We start from the raw sequence: 19444 nt of genomic DNA on the forward strand, positions 1-19444 counted from the left end.
GGTCGCGCGCCGCATCAATGCCCCGCCATCGCGCGGCCGATGGACGTGCGGTCGGCATCCGCCGCCGGCACGATATAGTCGATGCGCCCGCCCGACATCACCGCGATGCGGTCGGCAAGCTCCAGAATCTCGTCGAGGTCCTCGGAGACCAGCAGCACTGCGGCGCCACGGTTGCGCTGCTCCATGATCTGCGACCGGATCTCGGCGACCGACGCGAAATCGAGTCCGAAGCAGGGGTTGGCGACCACCAGCACCTCCACCGGCGACGACAGCTCGCGCGCCAGCACCGCGCGCTGCACGTTGCCGCCCGAAAGATTCTCCATGAATTCTTCCGTCGACGGCGTCTTGACGCGATAGGCCGTGATCAGTTCGCGCGCCCGCTGCCGCATCGGCCCGGGCGACAGCCACCAGCCGAGCGTCGTGATCGGCGGCTTGTCGAACGTGCGGAACGAGATGTTCTCCGCCACCGTCATGCGAGGCACCGCAGCGTTCCGGAGCGGCTCCTCCTGCAGCGAGAACACCTTGAATTTGTCCATGTGATCGCGGATCGGCTCGAACGGCTGCCCGTCCACAAAGATGCGGCCGCTGGTCGGTTCGCGCTGCCCGGACAGCACCTCGATCAGCTGGGATTGCCCATTGCCCGAGACGCCGGCGATGCCGACGATCTCGCCCTCGTGCACCTTGAGGTTCACTTCCTCGACCGCCGGCAGGCCCTGGTCGTCGTTGGCAAAGATCGCGGCGAGCTCCAGCGTCAGCGGCTGCGGCGTCGGCATGACTTTGCGCGCCGCGCGTTCGCGGATCTTGGTCTCGCCGATCATCATGCGGCTCATCTCATCGACGGTCGTGTCGGCGACCTTGCCGCCGCCGGTGTACTTGCCGTGGCGGAGCACGCTGAAATCGTCGGCGAATGCCTTCACCTCGCGGAACTTGTGGCTGATCATCAGGATCGTCAGGTCGCCCGCCTGCGTCATGCCGCGCAGGAGTCCCAGCACCTCGTCCGCCTCGCCGGGCGTCAGCACCGACGTCGGCTCGTCGAGGATGAGGAAATGCTGGTCGAGATAAAGCTGCTTGAGAATTTCGAGCTTCTGCTTCTCGCCCGCCGCCAGCCCCGACACCGGAACGTCGAGCGGCACCTTGAACGGCATACGCTCGAGGAACTCGCCGAGGTCGCGCTTCTCCTTCCGCCAGTCGATGATCGCCGGCGGATCGGCGCGGCTGATCACGAGATTCTCCGCCGCGGTCAGCGACGGCACCAGCGTGAAGTGCTGGTAGACCATGCCGATGCCGTGCGCATGCGCGTCGCGCGGATTGCGGATCTCGGCTTCCTTGCCGTCGACCAGCACGGTGCCGCGCGTCGGCTGGTAGAAGCCCATGATGCACTTGACCAGCGTCGACTTGCCGGCGCCGTTCTCGCCGAGCAGCGCGTGCAGCGTGCCCGAATTGACCTTGATCGAGACGTCGTCGAGCGCCGTGAGCGAGGCGAAAACCTTGGTCATGCCGACGGTTTCGAGACCGATCGCGCGGCGCGTCACGTGGGCAGCGTCGTATGCAGCGCTCATGTTTCGATCTCCGGCGCACCCCACCCACCGCCCTTCGGGCGGTCCCCCCTCCCCGTGCCGGGGAGGGATTCCGGAGGGGACGCCGCGTACTCCAATCCCTCCCCGGCACGGGGAGGGGGGACCATGCCGAAGGCATGGTGGGTGGGGACCCCCGTCATGGCAACGCCTCGATCAATTGTTGTGACGCCGACACGGCGCCGAACACGCCGCCCTGCATCTTGATCATCTTGATCGCGGCAAGGTGGTTGCCGACGTCGGTCGCCGCGCAGCAATCCTCCAGCAGCAGGCACTCGTAGCCGAGATCGTTGGCGTCGCGCATCGTCGTGTGCACACAGACGTCGGTGGTCACGCCGGTCAGGATGATGTTGCGGATGCCGGCATTCTTCAGCACCAGCTCGAGGTCGGTGGCGACGAACGAGCCCTTGCCCGGCTTGTCGATGATGTTTTCGCCGGGCAGCGGCTTGAGCTCCGGGATGATCTCCCAGCCCGGCTCGCCGCGCACGAGGATGCGGCCGCACGGCCCCTGATCGCCGATGCCCGCGCCGATGCGCTGCGAGCGCCAGCGCTTGTTGGCGGGCAGGTCGGAGAGGTCCGGCTTGTGGCCCTCGCGCGTGTGGATAATCTTGTAGCCCTTGGCGCGCATCGCGGAGAGCACGCGCTGGATCGGCTCGATCGGCCGGCGCGTCAGCGAGATGTCGTAGCCCATCGAGTCGACGTAGCCGCCGGGCGCGCAGAAATCGACCTGCATGTCGATCACGATCAGCGCCGTGTTGCCGACGCGGAGGTCGCCGTCGAACGGCCACGGGTAGGGGTCTGCCGCGATGGTGCGCCCGCCCGGCACCATCGCCGCGGCGACCCGTTCGTCCAGTGTCGGCAGGGTGGCGCTGCTGGCTGTCACGCGCGCCTCACTTGGTGATCGACAGTTCCGCCGGCGCGCCTTTCAGCGAGCGCTTGGGCGAGGACGACGCGATCATGATGAGCAGCGTCAGCACGTAAGGTGCCGCGTTGAAGAAGTAGTACCCCTGCGTGATGCCGACCGACTGCAGTGCCGGCCCGATGGCGCCGGCCGCGCCGAAAAGCAGCGCCGCGCCGCAGCAGGCAAGCGGGTTCCAGCGCGCGAAGATGACCAGCGCCACCGCCATCAGGCCCTGGCCCGACGACAGGCCCTCGTTCCAGGCGCCGGGATAATAGAGCGACAGGAACGCGCCGCCGACACCCGCCGAGAAGCCGCCGATGGTCGTCGCAACGAAGCGCACGAGGTTGACCGAGTAGCCCATCGCCAGCGCCGCCGGCGCGGAGTCGCCGGTCATGCGCACGATCAGGCCCCACTTCGTGTTGCGAAACGCCCACCACAGCAGGAACGCCAGCGCCACGCCGACGAAGAACAGCGGGTTGATCTGCAGCGCCGAGCGGACGGCGGGGTTGTCCGACCAGGCGCCGAGCGTCAGCGACGGCAACTGCGGCGCGTGCGGCTGGATGAACGACTTGCCGAGGAAGAATGCCAGGCCCGTGCCGAACAGCATCATCGCGATGCCGATGGCGATGTCGTTCACCTTCGGCAGCTTGCAGATATAGCCGTGGATCGCGCCGAACGCCGATCCGGCGACGCCGGCGGCGAGCACGCCCAGCCACGGCGACCCGCTCATGTAGGAGATGGCGTAGCCGGTCATCGCCCCGAAGACGAGCGTGCCTTCCAGCCCGAGGTTGATGCGCCCGGATTTCTCCGTCAGGCATTCGCCGAGGCTGACGAACAGGAACGGCGTCGACACGCGGATGGCGCCGGCGAACATCGCCAGCAGAACGATGGACAGGCTGTTGTCGCTCATCGTCCCCCTGCCTTGCCGGTGAGGCCAAGCCGGCCCTGCAGCGTGTCGGAAACCAGCAGCACCACGAACATCAGGCCCTGCAGCACCGCGACGGTGGCGTCAGGCATGCCCATGCGGCGCTGGATCAGGCCGCCGGCAGCGGCGATGCCGCCGAGGAAGATCGAGACCGGAACGATCGCCAGCGGATTCTGCTTGGCGAGGAAGGCGACCAGGATGCCGGTGAAGCCGTAGCCTGCCGCGATCGAGGCGTTGGCCTTGCCCTGGATGGCCGCGACCTCGAAATAGCCGGCGAGGCCGGCCGAGGCGCCGGCGATCGCGCACGACGTGACGATCAGCCGCCCGACCGGCAGGCCCTGTGCCCGCGCCGCGCGCACGTTGCCGCCGGTGATGCGCGCGGCAAATCCGAATTTGGTTCTGTTCATGAGCACCCACAGGGCAACGGCGAGCACGATGCCGAACGCGAGGCCCCAGTGCACGCCGAGGCCCGGGATGTCGCCGACCATGTTGGCCTCGCCGATCGCCTTGGTCGACGGCTTGTTCGGGTTCGCCGGGTCGCGCAGCGCGCCCTCGACGAAGAAATTCATGATCGCCACGGCGATGTAGTAGAGCAACAGCGACGCGATGGTTTCGTTGACGCCGCGGTAGTAGCGCAGCACGCCGACGAAGCCGATCCAGATCGCGCCCGCGAGCGCCGCCGAAAGGAACATCGCCGGCATCACGATGAAAGATGACGTCCCCCATCCGATGAACGGGATCGCGACCGCCGCCGCGACGAAGCCGCCGAGCACCAGCGCGCCTTCCCCGCCGATGATGACCATGCCGAGCCGCGCCGGGACCGCGACGCAGAGCGCCGTGAAGATCAGCGGCGCCGCGCGTACCAGCGTGTTCTGCCACGAGAACGCCGTGCCGAATCCGCCCTGCCAGAGAAGCGCGAAAAACTGCAGCGGTGACTTGCCGAGGATGAACAGGAAGATGGAGAACAGCGCCGCTGCAATGAGGATCGCGATCACCGGGATGACCACCGCCTCAAGCGAGCGCCCGAGCCGCCGCGTCCAGTCGCCGCCGACATCGGCCGACGGCGCCATTGCTACCTTGGTGTCGGTGGACACTGCCACGTTTGATCCGAGCCTCGGCTAGTGGAACACCGTAAATCCGCGAGAAACAGAAGCGGCGGCCGCGCTGTTGCCCGGCCGCCGCGAATTCGTCTCAGGTGATCGAGCCGACCACGCCTTCCGCCAGGAAGTTGATCTGGTCGATCCACGGATCGTACGGCGGGTGCTCGGTGCCGGCGGCGATGACTTCCTTGCCGGTGTTGTCCTTGAGCGGGCCGACGTAATAGGCCTTCTTCGCCTTGAGATCGGCCTTGGCAGCGTCCGCCGCGGCGATCGCTTCCGGTGTCGCGCCGGCGCCGTACGGCGTGTTCTGCACGAAGTCGAGATCGTAGCCGCCGGTCACGAAGTTGGGCAGCGTGCCGCCGCCGGCCAGTGTCTTGGCGTACTGCTCGTAGATCGTGATCCACTTGTACTCGGCGCCGGTGATGAAGCCCTTCGGCGCGAGCGGCGCCTGCGAAGCGTTGTGGCCGAGCGTCTTCACGCCGCGGCTCTCGGCCGTCTGGATGACGACCTTCGGGCTGTCGACGTGGCAGGTGATGATGTCGCAACCGGCATCGACCAGGGCGTTGGTGGCTTCCGCCTCGCGCACCGGCAGCGACCAGTCGCCGGTGAAGATCACCTGCACGGTGACGTTCGGGTTGGTCTTCTTGGCGCCGAGCACCAGCGAGTTGATATTGGAGAGCACCGACGAGATCGGCTTGGCGGCGACGAAGCCGATCTTGTTCGACTTGGTCGACAGGCCGCCGGCGACGCCGTTGATGTAGTGGCCCTGGTCGAGGTAGCCGAAGTAGCTGCCGGCGTTGATCGGGTCCTTGTCCTTGTTCCACAGCGGCGCGGCATGACGGAACTGCACGTCCGGATATTTCTTGGCGAGGTCCACCATGAACGGCGAGTAGTAGCCGAACGACGTCGCGAAGATCAGGCCGGCGCCGTCGAGCTGGATCATCGACTCCATGGTCTTGGAGACGGCGTCGGTCTCCGGCACGTTTTCTTCCTCGACGACCTTGACGCCGGGGATCGACTTCAGCGCCTCGGCGGCGACGGCATGCGCCTGGTTCCAGCCGAAGTCGTCGCGCGGGCCGACGTAGACGATGCCGATGGTGAGGCCCTCGGCGGCGAGCGCCGAGCGGAACGGAAGCGACCCGGCGATGCCCATCGCGCCGAGCGCAGCGCCGCCTTGCAGAAGCTTGCGGCGGGAGACAATGAACTGAGACATCTTTGAAAACCCCCTGAGAGAAACGACGCGGGGAGGCGGATACCCGACTCCTTCTTCTCGTGTCTCTCGCAACCGCCGTGCCAATCGCGCTGCGCTGCAGCGAGCGATGTCGGAGGCTCGGTCGGTAAGGCGTTGATTCACAAAGCGGCAGGCGCGATTTCAGCGCTGCGCAAACGGCCCACGGGACGGCGGACTCAAGCCAAAGCCATGGCCGGCAACGCTTTCGCCAACTGGCGGTATTGTATGCAACGATGTAAAATGTGCCGAACTATTGGGCGGTGCCGCCAGGCAGGACAGGCTCGGCGCCCGTCGGCTCGGTCCGGCGGATCACGCCGCCGGCCACCGCATCGACGGCATCGCGCACCACGGCGATGTGCGCCCGCATCGCCCGGGCCGCGCCCTCGGCATCGCCGCGCTGGATCGCGGTGACCACCGCCCCATGCTCGGCGTGCGATTTCGCCAGCCGCCCCAGCGTCTCGAACTGTGCGCGGCGGAAGGGCGCGCAGCGCTTGCGCACCGTCACGGCAAGCTCGGCGAGGAAAGCGTTATGCGCCCCGCCGTAGATCGCCTCGTGGAAGCGATTGTTGAAGGCGACGTAGTCCTCGCGGCTGCCGGCCGAAACCAGCCGCTCGCTCTCAGCCTGCAGCAGCAGCAGATTGCGCCGCTCGTTCGCCGTCATGGCGACTGCCGACCACCGCGCGCACAGCGCCTCGATCTCGGCCATCACGGCGAACATCTCGTCGAGCTGCCGCTCCGACAGCGCCGCCACCACCGCGCCCTTCGGCGCCCGCGCCTCGACCAGGCCGATGGCTTCCAGTTGCCGGATCGCCTCGCGGATCGGCGTCCGCGACACGCCGAACGTCGCCGCGATCACCGTCTCGTCGAGCGCCGCGCCCGGCGCCAGGCGGCCGTGCACGATGTCGTCGGCGATCGCCTGGTGGATCAGCTTGGCCTTGGTGAGCTTTGCCATCAGCCCATCTTACCATAGGTGGCGTCCAGCCGCCCGCGCAGGTAGTCCGCGCCGGTCACCGGCTGGTAGCGCGCCGGCCGCTCGGCCGAAACGCAGGTCGGCAGGCAGGCAACGACGGCATCCGGGTTGGGATCGAGGAAAAAGGCCACCGAATAGCGCTCGCGGCCGCCGCGATTGACCACGCGGTGCGGCGTCGAGACATAGACGTCGTTGGTCCACCGCATCAGGCAATCGCCGATGTTGCAGATGAACGCGCCGGGCATGTACGGCGCCGCAATCCATCCGCCGTCGCGCCGCTTCACCTCGAGCCCGCCGACTTCGTCGGTCAGCAGCAGCGTGATGTCGCCATAGTCAGTGTGCTCGCCGGCGCCGATCTGACCGGCAGCGGCACCTGCCGGCTGCGGTGGATAGTGCAGCAGCCGCAGCGTCGCCATCGGCTGGTCGAGCTTGTCCTCGAAATAATCCGGCTTGAGCTTCAGGTCGCGCGCGATGCCCTCGTGCAGGCGCCGCCCTACGCCCCACACCGCATCGAAATACGACAGCATCGTCCCGCGCCAGCCGGGCAGGGCGGGCCACAGGTTGACGCCGCGGAACGGCTCGCCGCGCACGACGCGCGGATCGTCCGCCGGCAGCTCCAGCCCTACGTTGTAGGCCTCCTTCAGGTCGGGCGCCTTGGTCGGATCGAGACTCTCGCCCTTCATGCCGACATAGCCGCGATTGTGCGGCGAGGTGCGGATCGAGACCTCGTCCTTGGTCGCCGCCGGCAGCGCAAAAAACTGTCGCGACCCGGCAAACACCTCCGCGATCAGCCCCGCGCTGACGCCATGCCCGGTGACATAGAAGAACCCGACCCCTCTCGCCGCCGCGCCGATCGCGGCGGCAAGATCGGCGGGCTTGGCCGACAGGTCGATGACGGGCAGGGATTCGGTCACGCGAGATTCTCCGTTCCGACAACCCCGAGCAAATTGCGCGCCATCTACCCGCACTCCCTCGTCACTTCGGCCATAGCCCGGTGACCGAGGGAAGCTAGCCGCGGGCGAACACAATCGCCGTATGCGTCACATGAAAGACGAGGAACACCGCCGAAAGCGCCAGATACATCCAGTACCGATAGGGAATCCTCGCAACGAACAGCCGCCCGCCGACCAGCCCGATCCCGCCAAGCCACAGCGCCGGCGTATAGGCCGGCGCAAGCTGCCCTGCCGCGCTCAGGCTCCAGCCGCTGTCCGGGCAAGCGATCAGCGCCACCCATGCCGCGAGATAGACCGCGATGCCGGCGAGGTAGAGCGCCAGCCCGGCGCGCTGCCGCGCCGAGACGACATCGAGCGGCATCAGCACGGGCAGCACCAGCACGACGGTGCGGAATATATTCTCCGGCACGCCGACGAACGCCGGAATGTCGCGCCAGAAATTCTCCATCTGGAACTGCGCCGGCAGCCGCCCGGTGAACAGCAGATCGAACGCCAGCACCGGCACGATCAGCCAGAAGCAGTTGCGGAGGTACATCGCGGCGCGACCGAGCATCGCCGCTGTCTACTGCCTCGCGGCCGCGCGTCGCTTGATCTGCCGCAACACCGCGGCCCTAAGTCTCGGCAAACACGAGCACCGACCGCTCCGGCAACGTGAACCGCATCTCCGCCGTCCGCGCGCTCGCCTTCGGCTCGGACGTATCGAGCGCGAGTTGCCACTGCCGCCCCACCCGCGCGTCCGGCAACCAGCCCGGCGCCGCGTCGCCGCCGTTGATCCATATCGCGGTCCGGTCGCCGCCGGCAAACAGCGCCAGCCCGACCGAGCGCCGTCCATCGTTCCACTTCTCCGGCGTCATCGCGCCGCCGTCGCCCGCGAGCCACATCGCGTCCGGCAGCGGCTCGCCCTGACCGCTGAGGAACGCGTCGGCCGCCAGCGACGGATGCGCCTTGCGCAGTGCCACCAGCCGCGCCGCGAATGCTGCCAGATCCATGTCCGCGCCGGCCCAGTCGAGCCATGTCGTCGCGTTGTCCTGCGCGTAGGCGTTGTTGTTGCCGCCCTGCGTCCGCCCGAATTCGTCGCCGGCCGTCAGCATCGGCAGCCCGCGCGAGACGAACAGCGTCGCCAGCAGCGCGCGCACGTCGCGCCCCCGCGCCGCGATGATCGCGGTCTGCGCGGTCACGCCCTCGACACCGTTGTTCCACGAGAAATCCGCGTTGCCCCCGTCGCGGTTGTTCTCGCCGTTGGCGACGTTATGCTTCTCCGCGTAGGCGACAAGATCGGCCAGCGCGAAGCCGTCGTGTGCCGCGATGAAATTGACGCTGGCCGAAGGCCGGCGTGCGCCGAATACGTCTGCCGATCCGGCAAGCCGCGTCGCCAGCGTCCCCAACGCGCCCGCATCGCCGCGCCAGAAGCGGCGCACGTCGTCGCGGAAGCGATCGTTCCACTCGCTCCACCGCGCCGGAAAATTCCCGAGCTGGTAGCCGCCGAGCCCGACGTCCCACGGCTCGGCGATCATCGTGAGCTGCGACAGCACCGGGTCCGCTTCGACGGCGGAAAACAGCGGCGCATCGCGCGTGAAGCCGCCGTCGCGCCGGCCAAGCACCGAGGCGAGATCGAGCCGGAAGCCGGCGACGCCGGTGCCGGCCCAGTGACGCATGGCGTCCACCATCAGCCGCACGACCTCCGGCCGCTCGGCGGCGAGCGTGTTGCCCGTGCCCGCGTCGTTCGCCAGCGTGCCGTCGTCGTGGTGGCGATAGTAGAGCGCGTTGTCGAGGCCGCGCAGCGACAGCGTCGGCCCCTGCACGTCGCTCTCGCCGGTGTGGTTGAACACCACGTCGAGGATGACGCCGATGCCCGCCGCGCGCAGCGCCGTCGCCGCGCGGCGGATCTCGTCGGCGCCGCCCGGCATCAGGCGCGGATCGCCGGCCATGAAGCCGACCGGGTTGTAGCCCCACGCGTTGGTCAGCCCGAGCGGCGGCAGATGGCGCTCGTCGATCCACGCCGCGATCGGCATCAGCTCGACGGTATCGACGCCGAGTTTCACGAGATGATCGATCACCTTCGGCTCGGCAAGAGCCGCGACGGTGCCGCGCAGCTTCTCCGGCACGCCGGGATGCAGCTTGGTGAACGCCCGGACGCCGATCTCGTAAATGAAGCCCGGCTTCCGTGGCGCGATCTCCGGCGCGGCGCTCGCGGCGACGATCGCCTTCGGCATCAGCTCCGCCGTGTCGATCTCGGTGGAGCGCGGCGCCGACAGCGCCTGGTGCAGGGCGAACGGCCGGTCGATCGCCACCGCATGAGGGTCGAGCAGCAGCTTCGCCGGATCGAACCGGTGCGCCGTCTCGGGTCCATAGGGGCCGTCGGCGCGCAGGCCATAGCGTGCGCCGGGCTTCACGCCCGCGACAAAGCCGCTCCATACGTCGCCGGTGCGCGAGGGCAGGGGAAGCCGCGCGATTTCCCGGTCGCGGTCGTCGAACAGGCAGAACCAGATCGCGTCGGCGTTGCGCGAGACGACGGCGATGTTGATGCCGTCGTCCCACACCGTCACGCCGAGCGGCTCCGGCGAGCCGGACGCGATGGTGAGCCGCGCCGTCATGCCGTCACGTGATGACCGAAGGCGCCTCGCGCCTGGTCCGCGTCCTGATCTCGGCGAGTTCGCCGGCGATCGCGATCAGCGGCGCCAGCGCCTTCTGCGTGTCGATGTCGTGCCGCGCCGGATCGGCCTCGTAATGCTCGATATAGATGCGCAGCGTCGCGCCGACCGTGCCGGTGCCCGACAGGCGATAGACGATCCGCGAGCCGCCGGTGAAGATGACGCGGATGCCCTGGCCGGTGGTCTTCGATCCATCGACCGGATCGTCGTATTTAAAATCGTCGGCCGCATCGACGTGCAGCCCGTCGAGCACGCGTCCGTCGAGCGTCGGCAACTGCGCCTTGAGATGCGCCATGACGCCGTTGGCGCGCTCGGCATCGACGTCCTCGTAATCATGGCGCGTGTAATAGTTGCGGCCGAATTCGCGCCAGTGCGCGCGCATGATCTCGCGCACGCTCTGCTTCCGCTTGGCCACGATCGACAGCCACAGCAACACGGCCCACAATCCGTCCTTCTCGCGCACGTGGTTGGACCCGGTGCCGGCGCTCTCCTCGCCGCACAGCGTCGCCAGCCCCGCATCGAGCAGGTTGCCGAAAAATTTCCACCCCGTCGGCGTTTCGAAATGCCGGATGCCGAGCTTCGCCGCGACCCGGTCGGCCGCCGCGCTGGTCGGCATTGAGCGCGCCACGCCGGCGAGCCCGCCGGCATAGGCCGGCGCAAGCTGCGCGTTGGCGGCGAGCACCGCCAGCGAATCCGACGGCGTCACGAACTGCCCGCGCCCGATGATCAGGTTGCGGTCGCCGTCGCCGTCCGACGCGGCGCCGAAATCCGGCGCATCGCCCGACATCATCAGATCGTACAGCGCCTTGGCATGGACGAGATTGGGGTCCGGATGATGCCCGCCGAAATCCGGCAGCGGCACGCCGTTGACGACGGTGCCTGCCGGAGCGCCGAGCGCGCCTTCGAGGATGGCGTGCGCATAGGGCCCGGTGATCGCGTGCATCGCGTCGAACTGCATCCGGAAGCCCGAGGCGAACAGCGCCTTCAGCGCCGCGAAGTCGAACAGGTCCGCCATCAGCGTCTGGTAGTCGGCGACCGGATCGATGACCGATACCGTCATCGCCTCGACGGTGGTCGTGCCGATCTTGTCGAGGTCGACGTCGGCCGCGTCCGAGATGCGGTAGCGGCTGATCGTTTTCGTCTGCGCGAAGATCGCGTCAGTGATTTTCTCCGGCGCCGGCCCGCCGTTGCCGGTGTTGTACTTGATGCCGAAGTCGCCGTCCGGTCCGCCCGGGTTGTGGCTGGCCGAGAGAATGATGCCGCCGAAGGTCGCGTACTTGCGGATGAGGTTCGAGGTCGCCGGCGTCGACATCAGCCCGCCCTTGCCGACCATGACGCGGCCGAAGCCGGCAGCCGCCGCCATCTTGATGCAGATCTGGACCGCTTCGCGGTTGAAATAGCGGCCGTCGCCGCCGATCACCAGCGTCTTGCCGGCGTATCCGTCGAGCGAATCGAAGATCGACTGGACGAAATTCGCGAGGTAGTGCGGCGCCTGGAAGACGCCGACCTTCTTGCGCAGCCCCGACGTGCCAGGTTTCTGCCCGTCGATGGGTTTCGTCTCGATCGTGAGGATCATACCGCCCTCGTCAGGCCCGCGTAGAGGCTAGCATAGCGCGCCGCACTTTTCGCCCACGACACGTCGGCCTTCATGCCGCGCTTCTGCAGCGTCCGCCACGTCTTGCGGTCGCCGTAGAGCGCGCCGGCGCGGCCGATCGCGCGGCTGAGCGCGGCGACCTCGACCGGCGCGAACTGGATGCCGGTCGCAACGCCCGCCGCCAGTGCCGCGTCGTTCGCATCGATGATCGTGTCGGCGAGGCCGCCGACGCGCGCCACCACCGGCACGTTGCCGTAGCGCAGGCCGTGGAACTGCGTCAGCCCGCACGGCTCGAAGCGCGACGGGATCAGGATCGCGTCGGCGCCGCCCTGCATCAGGTGCGCGAGATTCTCGTCGTAGCCGGTGACGATGCCGACCGCGCCGCGATGCCGTGAAGATGCCGCGCGGAACAGACCCTCCAGCGCCGCCTCGCCGGAGCCCAGCACCGCCAGCCGCGCACCGGCGGACACCAGACCGTCGATACAGGCGCCAAGAATGTCCATGCCCTTCTGCCACGCCAGCCGCGACACGACGGAGAGGATCATGCCGTTGCCGGGCGTCAGCCCGAAGCGCTCCTCCAGCGCCCGCTTGTTGGCCGCGCGCGCGTTGATCGTCTTGGCGTCATAGGGCGCGGCCAGCGTCGCATCCGCCGCCGGGTTCCAGATCTCGACGTCGATGCCGTTGACGATGCCGGAGAGCACGCCGCGCCGCTGCCGCAGCAGCCCGTCGAGCCCCATGCCGCCGGCCGGCGTGCAGATTTCGTCGGCGTAGGTCGGCGACACGGTCGTGATTGCATCGGCGAACTGCAGGCCGCCCTTGAGGTATCCGACGCCGCCGTAATACTCGACGCCGTCGATGGCGAACGCCGATTGCGGCAGCCCGAGCTCGGCGAAAATCGCCGCCGGAAAATTCCCCTGGAAGGCGAGGTTGTGGATGGTCAGTACCGTCTTCGGCGCCGGCTGCGCTCCGGTCCTGAGATAGACCGCCGCCAGCGCCGCCTGCCAGTCGTGCACGTGGACCACGTCCGGCACGAACGCCGGCAGCGCGCCACGCCCGACCTCCGCCGCGACATACGACAGCGCCGCAAACCGCCGCCAGTTGTCGGGCCAGTCGGCCCCGTCCGGCCCGAGGTACGGATTGCCCGGCCGGCCGAAAAGATGCGGCGCGTCGAGCACGAGAAGATCCATCCCCGCGGCCTTGCCGGCGATGAGCCGCGCCGGTCCGCCGTGCAGATTCTTCTGCTGCCACACCGGCTCGCCGGCCTTGAGCGCCGCAAGCGCCGCCGGATAGCCCGGCATCATTACGCGCATCGTCACGCCGTGCGAGCGCACCGCCGCCGGCAGCGCGCCGACGACATCGGCAAGCCCGCCCGTCTTGACCAGCGGGAAGACCTCCGAGGCGACCGCGAGTACCGACGTCATTCCGCCTCGGCGAGCCCGTTGATCATCTTCTGCGTAATCAGGCAGACGCCGGTTTCCGTGCGCCGGAAGCGCTTGGCGTCGGCAACCGGATCCTCGCCGACCACCATGCCTTCCGGAATCCGCACGCCGCGGTCGATCACGACCTTAGTCAGCCGCGCCGAGCGCCCGATCTGCACATACGGCAGCACCACCGCCTCATCGATCGTCGAATACGAATTGGCGCGCACGCCCGTCGACAGCAGCGAGCGGTGCACCGAGGCGCCCGACACGATGCAGTCGCCCGCGATCAGCGACGACACCGCCGAGCCGCGCCGCCCGTCGACGTCGTGCACGAATTTTGCCGGCGCGGTCAGCTCGGCATACGTCCAGATCGGCCAGTTGCGGTCGTAAAGGTCGAGGGCAGGGACCACGTCGGTGAGATCGATGTTCGCCTGCCAGTACGCATCGACCGTGCCGACGTCGCGCCAGTAGGCCTGCGTCTCGTTCCTGGAGCGCACGCACGACTGCGTGAAGCGATGCGCCACGGCTTTGCCGGTCGTCACGATCTTGGGGATGATGTCCTTGCCGAAGTCATGGCTGGAGTTCGGATCTTCCGCGTCCTGGCGCAGCAGCTCGAACAGCAGCTTGGTCTCGAAGACGTAGATGCCCATCGAGGCGAGCGCGAGTTCCGGGTTGCCGGGAATGCCCGGCGGGTCCTTCGGCTTCTCCAGAAACGAGACGATCCCATCCTTGTCGTCGACGTGCATCACGCCGAAGCCCACCGCCTCCATGCGCGGCACCTCGAGGCAGCCGATGGTCACGTCGGCCCTGGCATCGACGTGCTGCTGCAGCATCAGTTCGTAGTCCATCTTGTAGATGTGGTCGCCGGCAAGCACCACGATGTACGACGGACGATAGCTGCCGATGATGTCGATGTTTTGATAGATCGCGTCGGCCGTGCCCGAGTACCACGCCGACTCCGACAGGCGCTGCGAGGCGGGCAGCACGTCGAAACTCTCGTTGCGCTCCGGCCGCAGAAAATTCCAGCCGCGGCCGAGATGGCGGATCAGGCTGTGCGCCTTGTACTGCGTCGCGACGCCGATGCGGCGGATGCCGGAGTTCAGCGCGTTCGACAGCGCGAAGTCGATGATGCGCGTCTTGCCGCCGAAGAACACCGCCGGCTTGGCGCGCTTGTCGGTCAGCTCCATCAGGCGCGAGCCGCGTCCGCCCGCCAGCACGTAGGCCATCGCATCGCGCGCCAGCGGCGCGTGCTTGCCCGGTTCCGAATCGACCATCTCCCAGTCCTCCCCTAGCCCTCCAGTACGAACATCAGCGTTGCCAGCGGCGGCAACGTGATTTCCGCGCTCGCCGGTTTTCCGTGCGACGGATTGTTGTTGGCCGTGATCGCGCCGAGGTTCCCCCTGCCGCTGCCGCCATAGACGGCGGCGTCGGTGTTGATCACCTCGCGCCAGCGCCCCGCCCGCGGCAAGGGCAGAACGTAGCGCTCGCGCACCACCGGCGTGAAGTTGGAAATAACCGCGACCGGCGGCTCGTTGCCGCCGGAAAGCCTGAGCCACGCGAAGACGGAGTTGGCCGAGTCATCGACCACCAGCCACTCGAAACCGTGCCCCTCGCAATCGCGCGCGTGGAGCGCCGGCAGGTCGCGATAGGCGCGGTTGACGTCGCGCAAGAGGTCGCGCACGCCCCGGTGCGGTGCGCTGTCGAGCAGGTGCCAATCCAGCCCCTTCGCCTCGTTCCATTCCTCCCACGGCGCGAATTCCTGCCCCATGAACAGGAGCTTCTTGCCGGGATACCCCCACATGAAGGCGTAGTAGGCCCTGAGCGTCGCGAATTTCTGCCAGTCGTCCCCGGCCATCTTCCTGAGCAGCGTGCCTTTGCCGTGCACGACTTCGTCGTGCGACAGCGGCAGCACGAAATTTTCCGAGAACGCGTAGAGCAGGCCGAACGTCAGATCGTTGTGATGAAACTTCCGGTGCACCGCCTCGCGCGACAGATAGCGCAGCGTGTCGTGCATGAATCCCATGTTCCACTTGAAGCCGAAGCCGAGCCCGCCGGCATACGTCGGCTGCGACACGCCCGGCCAGGCGGTGGATTCCTCCGCGATCGTCATCGTGCCGGGATGCTGGCCGTAGGTGGCGGCGTTGGTGCGGCGCAGGAACGCGACCGCCTCGAGATTCTCGTTGCCGCCCTCCTTGTTGGGCAGCCACTCGCCCTTCTTCCGCGAATAATCGAGGTAGAGCATCGAGGCGACCGCATCGACGCGCAGCCCGTCGACGTGAAATCTTTCCAGCCAGAACAGCGCCGAGTTGACCAGGAACTCCGCCACTTCCTTCCGCCCGAAATTGTAGATCGCGGTGTTCCAGTCCGGGTGAAACCCGCGCCGCGGATCCTCGTGCTCGTAAAGCGCGGTGCCGTCGAAACGCGACAGCCCGTGCGGGTCGGTCGGAAAATGCGCCGGCACCCAGTCGAGGATCACGCCGATGCCCGCCCGATGCGCCCGATCGACCAGCCGCGCAAATCCGTCCGGCGATCCGAAGCGCGCCGTCGCCGCAAACAGCCCGGTCGGCTGGTAGCCCCACGACGCATCGAACGGATGCTCGGTGATCGGCAAAAATTCGATATGCGTGAAGCCGAGGTCGGCGACGTACGGGATCAACTGGTCGGCGATCTCGTCATACGACAGGAAGGCTTCCCCGTTCCGCCGCCACGAGCCGAGGTGCACCTCGTAGATCGACACCGGCGCGCGACGATGATCGATCTGCCGCGCCCGCATGTGGATGGCGTCGTCCCACGGATAGGGGCGGGGGTCGGCGACCACCGACGCCGTCTTCGGCCGCATCTCCGAGGCAAAGGCGAATGGATCGGCCTTGAGCGCCAGCAGCTTCCCGTCGACGCCGACGATCTCGAATTTATAGACCGTGCCCGGGCCGATATCGGGCAGGAAAATCTCCCACACGCCGGAGGTCCGCCGGCGCATGATGTGCCGCCGCCCGTCCCACTGGTTGAAGTCGCCGACGACCGAGACGCGCCGCGCACTCGGCGCCCATACTGCGAAGTTAACGCCGGTCGCGCCTTCATGCTCCAGCACATGCGCGCCGAGCTTGTCGAACAGCCGGAGATGCGTCCCCTCGGCCGAGTAATAATCGTCCATCGGCCCGAGGATCGGCCCGAACGAATACGGGTCGATCAGCGACCACGTCCCGCCGCCATTGGCAGCGTTGAGCCGCACCGGCTGCTGGCCGGCAAGTTTCGCCGTGCCCTCGAAGAATCCGGCCGGATCGCGCCGTTCCAGCGTGCCGAGCACCGCGCCGCCGAGATCGGCCACCGCGAGCGTATCGGCGCCGGGCACGAACGCCCGCACCACCCACTCGTCGCCGGTTTTATGGGGCCCGAGCACGGCAAAAGGATCGGCATGCGTCCCGGAAACGATCGCCGCTATCGCGGCTGCATCGAGACGCCAAGCCTCCCTACGCTGAGCTCCCTTCATCGCCCCTATGCTACAGGGACGCCCCAGATGTCGCGAGCATATTCGCTGATCGTGCGATCGGCGGAGAACCACGCCGAGTTGGCGGTGTTGCGGATGGTCTTGCCGTACCAGGCGCGCTTGTCCTGCCACATCGCGTCGATCGAGCGCTGCGCCGCGACATAGGCGGCGTAGTCGGCCGTAACCAGGAACCAGTCGGTCGTCATCAGGTTATCGACCAGCCCCTTGTAGCGCCCCGGCTCCTCCGGCGAGAACACGCCGGCGCCGATGGTGTCGAGCGCCTCGGCAAGCTGCGGGTTGGCGCCGATGATCGAGCGCGGGTTGTGGCCCGTGCGCCGGCGCTCGTCCACCTCCTCCGCCGTCAGGCCGAAGATGACGATGTTGTCCGCCCCGACATGCTCCAGAATCTCGACGTTGGCGCCGTCGAGCGTGCCGATGGTCAGCGCCCCGTTCATCATGAACTTCATGTTGCCGGTGCCGGAAGCCTCCAGCCCGGCGGTAGAAATCTGCTCGGAGAGGTCGGCCGCCGGGATGATCACCTCGGCCAGGCTGACGTTGTAGTTCGGCATGAACACGATCTTGAGCAGCCCGTGCACCGCCGGGTCGCTGTTCACGATCCGCGCCACGTCGTTGATCAGGTGGATGATCAGCTTCGCCTGCCAGTAGCTCGGCGCCGCCTTGCCGCCGAAGATTTTCACCCGCGGCGTCCAGTTCTTCTCCGGGTGCGCGCGGATCTGGTCGTAGAGCGCGATCGCCTCGAGGATGTTGAGAAGCTGGCGCTTGTATTCGTGGATGCGCTTGACCTGCACGTCGAACAGCGCGCCGGGATCTACGCTGATGCCCATGGTCTCGCGGATCGCGCTCGCCAGCCGCACTTTATTGCCGCGCTTCACCTCCGCGAATTTTTCCTGGAAGGCGCTGTCGTCGGCGAATTTGTTAAGGTCGGCGATCAGGTCGAGCTTGTCGAGGAAGCCGTCGCCGATCGTCTCGCGCACGAGATGCGTGAGGCCCGCATTCGCCTGCATCAGCCAGCGCCGCGGCGTCACGCCGTTGGTCTTGTTGTTGATGCGGCCGGGGAACAGCCGGTTGAGATCGCGGAACACCGTCTTCTTCATCAATTCGGTGTGCAGCGCCGAGACGCCGTTGACCGAGTGCGAGCCGACGAAGGCGAGCTGCCCCATGCGCACCCGCCGCCCGTTGTGCTCGTCGATCAGCGACAGCCCGGAGAGGTCGGCGTCCTCGTGGAACTTCTCGTTCGCTTCCTCGAGAAGCTGCGCGTTGATCTCGTAGATGATCTGCATGTGCCGCGGCAGCATCCGCTCGAACAGCGACACCGGCCACGACTCCAGCGCCTCCGGCAGCAGCGTGTGGTTGGTATAGGAAAGCGTCTCGCGGGTGAGTTTGAACGCCGCGTCCCATTCGAGGCCGTTGAGATCGACGAGGATACGCATCAGCTCGGCCACCGCTACCGCCGGGTGCGTATCGTTCATCTGGATCGCGACCTTCTCCGACAGGTTGGCGAAGGTGCCGAACTGCTGGACATGCCGCCGTGTCAGGTCCTGCATCGAGGCCGACACGAAGAAATATTCCTGGCGCAGCCGCAATTCCTGTCCCGCCGGCGTCGAGTCGGCCGGGTAGAGCACGCGCGTTATCGTCTCCGCCCGTGTGCGGTCGGCAAGCGCGCCGACATGGTCGCCGCGGTTGAAGGCATCGAGCCGGATCGGGTCGATCGCCTGCGCGCTCCACAGGCGGAGCGTATTCACCCGGTGCCCGCGCCAGCCTACGATCGGCGTGTCGTACGCCACCGCCATCACCTTCTCCTGCGCCTTCCACGTCTGCCGCGCCGGCGCGCCGTCCTTGCCGGGCTCGGCCGTCACCATGCCGCCGAAGTTGATTTCGTACGCCGCCTCGCGCCGCTCGAATTCCCACAGGTTGCCGTGGCTGAGCCAGTCTTCGGGCATCTCGATCTGGTTGCCGTCCCGGATCTCCTGCCGGAAAAGGCCGTGGACGTAGCGGATGCCGTAGCCGTAGGCGGGTATGGCCAGCGTCGCCATCGACTCCATGAAGCAGGCGGCGAGCCGCCCGAGGCCGCCGTTGCCGAGCGCCGCATCCGGCTCCAGCGTCTCGATCTCGTCGAGGTCGACGCCCAGCCCGACCAGCGCCTGCTCCATCGGCTCCATCAGGTCGAGGTTCGACATCGCGTCGCGGAGCAAGCGGCCGATCAGGAACTCGAGGCTGAAATAATAGACGCGCTTCGCGCCGGTCGTGTACGCCGCCCGCGTCGATTCCATCCACCGGTCGATCGCCCGGTCGCGCACCACCAGGATCGCCGCCGCCAGCCAGTCGTGCGACTTGGCCACGATCGGATCCTTGCCGACCGAATAGGCGAGCTTGTCGATGATTTCAGCCTTCAGCGTCTCCGCATCGACCTTGCGGGGCAGCGGCTCGATGTTCGTGGTGGGTGCGTTCATGGCGGGGACCTGACGGATACTCGGTTGCAGCTTAGCACCATGCATAAGGAATGCCGCGTGTGGAGTTACCCCAGCATACGGTGATGTCATCCCCGCGAAGGCGCGTGGGGGAGAGACACCCCTCCCCAAAACGCCTTCGGCGTTTTGACCCTCCCACAAGGGGAGGGTT

Annotated in this window: 14 protein-coding genes; all 14 read right to left on the reverse strand. The window is 67.5% G+C overall.

Going from position 1 to position 19444, the window contains the following annotated elements; translation table 11 throughout:
• Window positions 1-14 precede the first annotated feature (14 nt).
• The gene (locus WDM94_03920; GenBank protein ID MEJ0011774.1) at window positions 15-1559 is read right to left on the reverse strand and encodes an ABC transporter ATP-binding protein; all 1545 of its coding nucleotides are present in this window, start codon (window positions 1557-1559) and stop codon (window positions 15-17) included.
• A 154-nt stretch (window positions 1560-1713) separates the two neighbouring features.
• A complete protein-coding gene (locus WDM94_03925) occupies window positions 1714-2403 on the reverse strand; it encodes an isochorismatase family cysteine hydrolase (protein ID MEJ0011775.1) in 690 nt (229 codons plus the stop codon).
• Window positions 2404-2464: 61 nt separating this feature from the next.
• Window positions 2465-3385, reverse strand: coding sequence for an ABC transporter permease (locus tag WDM94_03930; protein MEJ0011776.1), 921 nt, complete (start codon window positions 3383-3385; stop codon window positions 2465-2467).
• Window positions 3382-4470, reverse strand: a complete 1089-nt coding sequence (locus tag WDM94_03935) for an ABC transporter permease (GenBank protein MEJ0011777.1) — start codon at window positions 4468-4470, stop codon at window positions 3382-3384. The genes WDM94_03930 and WDM94_03935 overlap by 4 nt, the downstream gene beginning before the upstream one ends.
• A gap of 121 nt (window positions 4471-4591) precedes the next feature.
• A complete protein-coding gene (locus tag WDM94_03940; protein ID MEJ0011778.1) occupies window positions 4592-5713 on the reverse strand; it encodes a BMP family ABC transporter substrate-binding protein in 1122 nt (373 codons plus the stop codon).
• A gap of 268 nt (window positions 5714-5981) precedes the next feature.
• Window positions 5982-6683, reverse strand: a complete 702-nt coding sequence (locus WDM94_03945) for a GntR family transcriptional regulator (GenBank protein MEJ0011779.1) — start codon at window positions 6681-6683, stop codon at window positions 5982-5984.
• Entirely contained in the window at window positions 6683-7615 is a 933-nt protein-coding gene (locus WDM94_03950) for a 2-oxoglutarate and iron-dependent oxygenase domain-containing protein (protein MEJ0011780.1), read from the reverse strand. Before WDM94_03950 ends, WDM94_03945 begins: the two co-directional genes overlap by 1 nt.
• 94 nt (window positions 7616-7709) lie before the next feature.
• Window positions 7710-8207: a hypothetical protein gene (locus tag WDM94_03955; protein ID MEJ0011781.1), complete on the reverse strand. Its 498-nt coding sequence runs from the start codon at window positions 8205-8207 to the stop codon at window positions 7710-7712.
• Window positions 8208-8265: 58 nt separating this feature from the next.
• Complete coding sequence (glgX, locus tag WDM94_03960) at window positions 8266-10248, reverse strand: glycogen debranching protein GlgX (protein MEJ0011782.1); 1983 nt, start codon at window positions 10246-10248, stop codon at window positions 8266-8268.
• Window positions 10249-10252: 4 nt separating this feature from the next.
• On the reverse strand, window positions 10253-11881 hold the full coding sequence (locus WDM94_03965; GenBank protein MEJ0011783.1) for an alpha-D-glucose phosphate-specific phosphoglucomutase: 1629 nt from the start codon (window positions 11879-11881) through the stop codon (window positions 10253-10255).
• Complete coding sequence (glgA, locus tag WDM94_03970; protein MEJ0011784.1) at window positions 11878-13320, reverse strand: glycogen synthase GlgA; 1443 nt, start codon at window positions 13318-13320, stop codon at window positions 11878-11880. The genes WDM94_03965 and glgA overlap by 4 nt, the downstream gene beginning before the upstream one ends.
• Window positions 13317-14594, reverse strand: coding sequence for a glucose-1-phosphate adenylyltransferase (gene glgC, locus WDM94_03975; GenBank protein ID MEJ0011785.1), 1278 nt, complete (start codon window positions 14592-14594; stop codon window positions 13317-13319). Before glgC ends, glgA begins: the two co-directional genes overlap by 4 nt.
• A gap of 14 nt (window positions 14595-14608) precedes the next feature.
• Window positions 14609-16807 (reverse strand): 1,4-alpha-glucan branching protein GlgB, encoded by a 2199-nt coding sequence (gene glgB, locus WDM94_03980; protein MEJ0011786.1) that lies wholly within the window; start codon window positions 16805-16807, stop codon window positions 14609-14611.
• A 5-nt stretch (window positions 16808-16812) separates the two neighbouring features.
• A complete protein-coding gene (locus WDM94_03985) occupies window positions 16813-19275 on the reverse strand; it encodes a glycogen/starch/alpha-glucan phosphorylase (protein MEJ0011787.1) in 2463 nt (820 codons plus the stop codon).
• Window positions 19276-19444: the final 169 nt, after the last annotated feature.

Source organism: Bauldia sp., assembly GCA_037200845.1.
GTDB lineage: Bacteria > Pseudomonadota > Alphaproteobacteria > Rhizobiales > Kaistiaceae > DASZQY01.

Bases quoted from the DNA above. Each gene is read 5' to 3' on its own strand.
- WDM94_03920 (MEJ0011774.1), bottom strand. From the start codon at position 1,559: ATGAGCGCTGCATACGACGCTGCCCACGTGACGCGCCGCGCGATCGGT.
- WDM94_03925 (MEJ0011775.1), bottom strand. From the start codon at position 2,403: ATGGTGCCGGGCGGGCGCACCATCGCGGCAGACCCCTACCCGTGGCCG.
- WDM94_03930 (MEJ0011776.1), bottom strand. From the start codon at position 3,385: ATGAGCGACAACAGCCTGTCCATCGTTCTGCTGGCGATGTTCGCCGGC.
- WDM94_03935 (MEJ0011777.1), bottom strand. From the start codon at position 4,470: ATGGCGCCGTCGGCCGATGTCGGCGGCGACTGGACGCGGCGGCTCGGG.
- WDM94_03940 (MEJ0011778.1), bottom strand. From the start codon at position 5,713: ATGTCTCAGTTCATTGTCTCCCGCCGCAAGCTTCTGCAAGGCGGCGCT.
- WDM94_03945 (MEJ0011779.1), bottom strand. From the start codon at position 6,683: ATGGCAAAGCTCACCAAGGCCAAGCTGATCCACCAGGCGATCGCCGAC.
- WDM94_03955 (MEJ0011781.1), bottom strand. From the start codon at position 8,207: ATGCTCGGTCGCGCCGCGATGTACCTCCGCAACTGCTTCTGGCTGATC.
- glgX (MEJ0011782.1), bottom strand. From the start codon at position 10,248: ATGACGGCGCGGCTCACCATCGCGTCCGGCTCGCCGGAGCCGCTCGGC.
- WDM94_03965 (MEJ0011783.1), bottom strand. From the start codon at position 11,881: ATGATCCTCACGATCGAGACGAAACCCATCGACGGGCAGAAACCTGGC.
- glgA (MEJ0011784.1), bottom strand. From the start codon at position 13,320: ATGACGTCGGTACTCGCGGTCGCCTCGGAGGTCTTCCCGCTGGTCAAG.
- glgC (MEJ0011785.1), bottom strand. From the start codon at position 14,594: ATGGTCGATTCGGAACCGGGCAAGCACGCGCCGCTGGCGCGCGATGCG.
- glgB (MEJ0011786.1), bottom strand. From the start codon at position 16,807: ATGAAGGGAGCTCAGCGTAGGGAGGCTTGGCGTCTCGATGCAGCCGCG.
- WDM94_03985 (MEJ0011787.1), bottom strand. From the start codon at position 19,275: ATGAACGCACCCACCACGAACATCGAGCCGCTGCCCCGCAAGGTCGAT.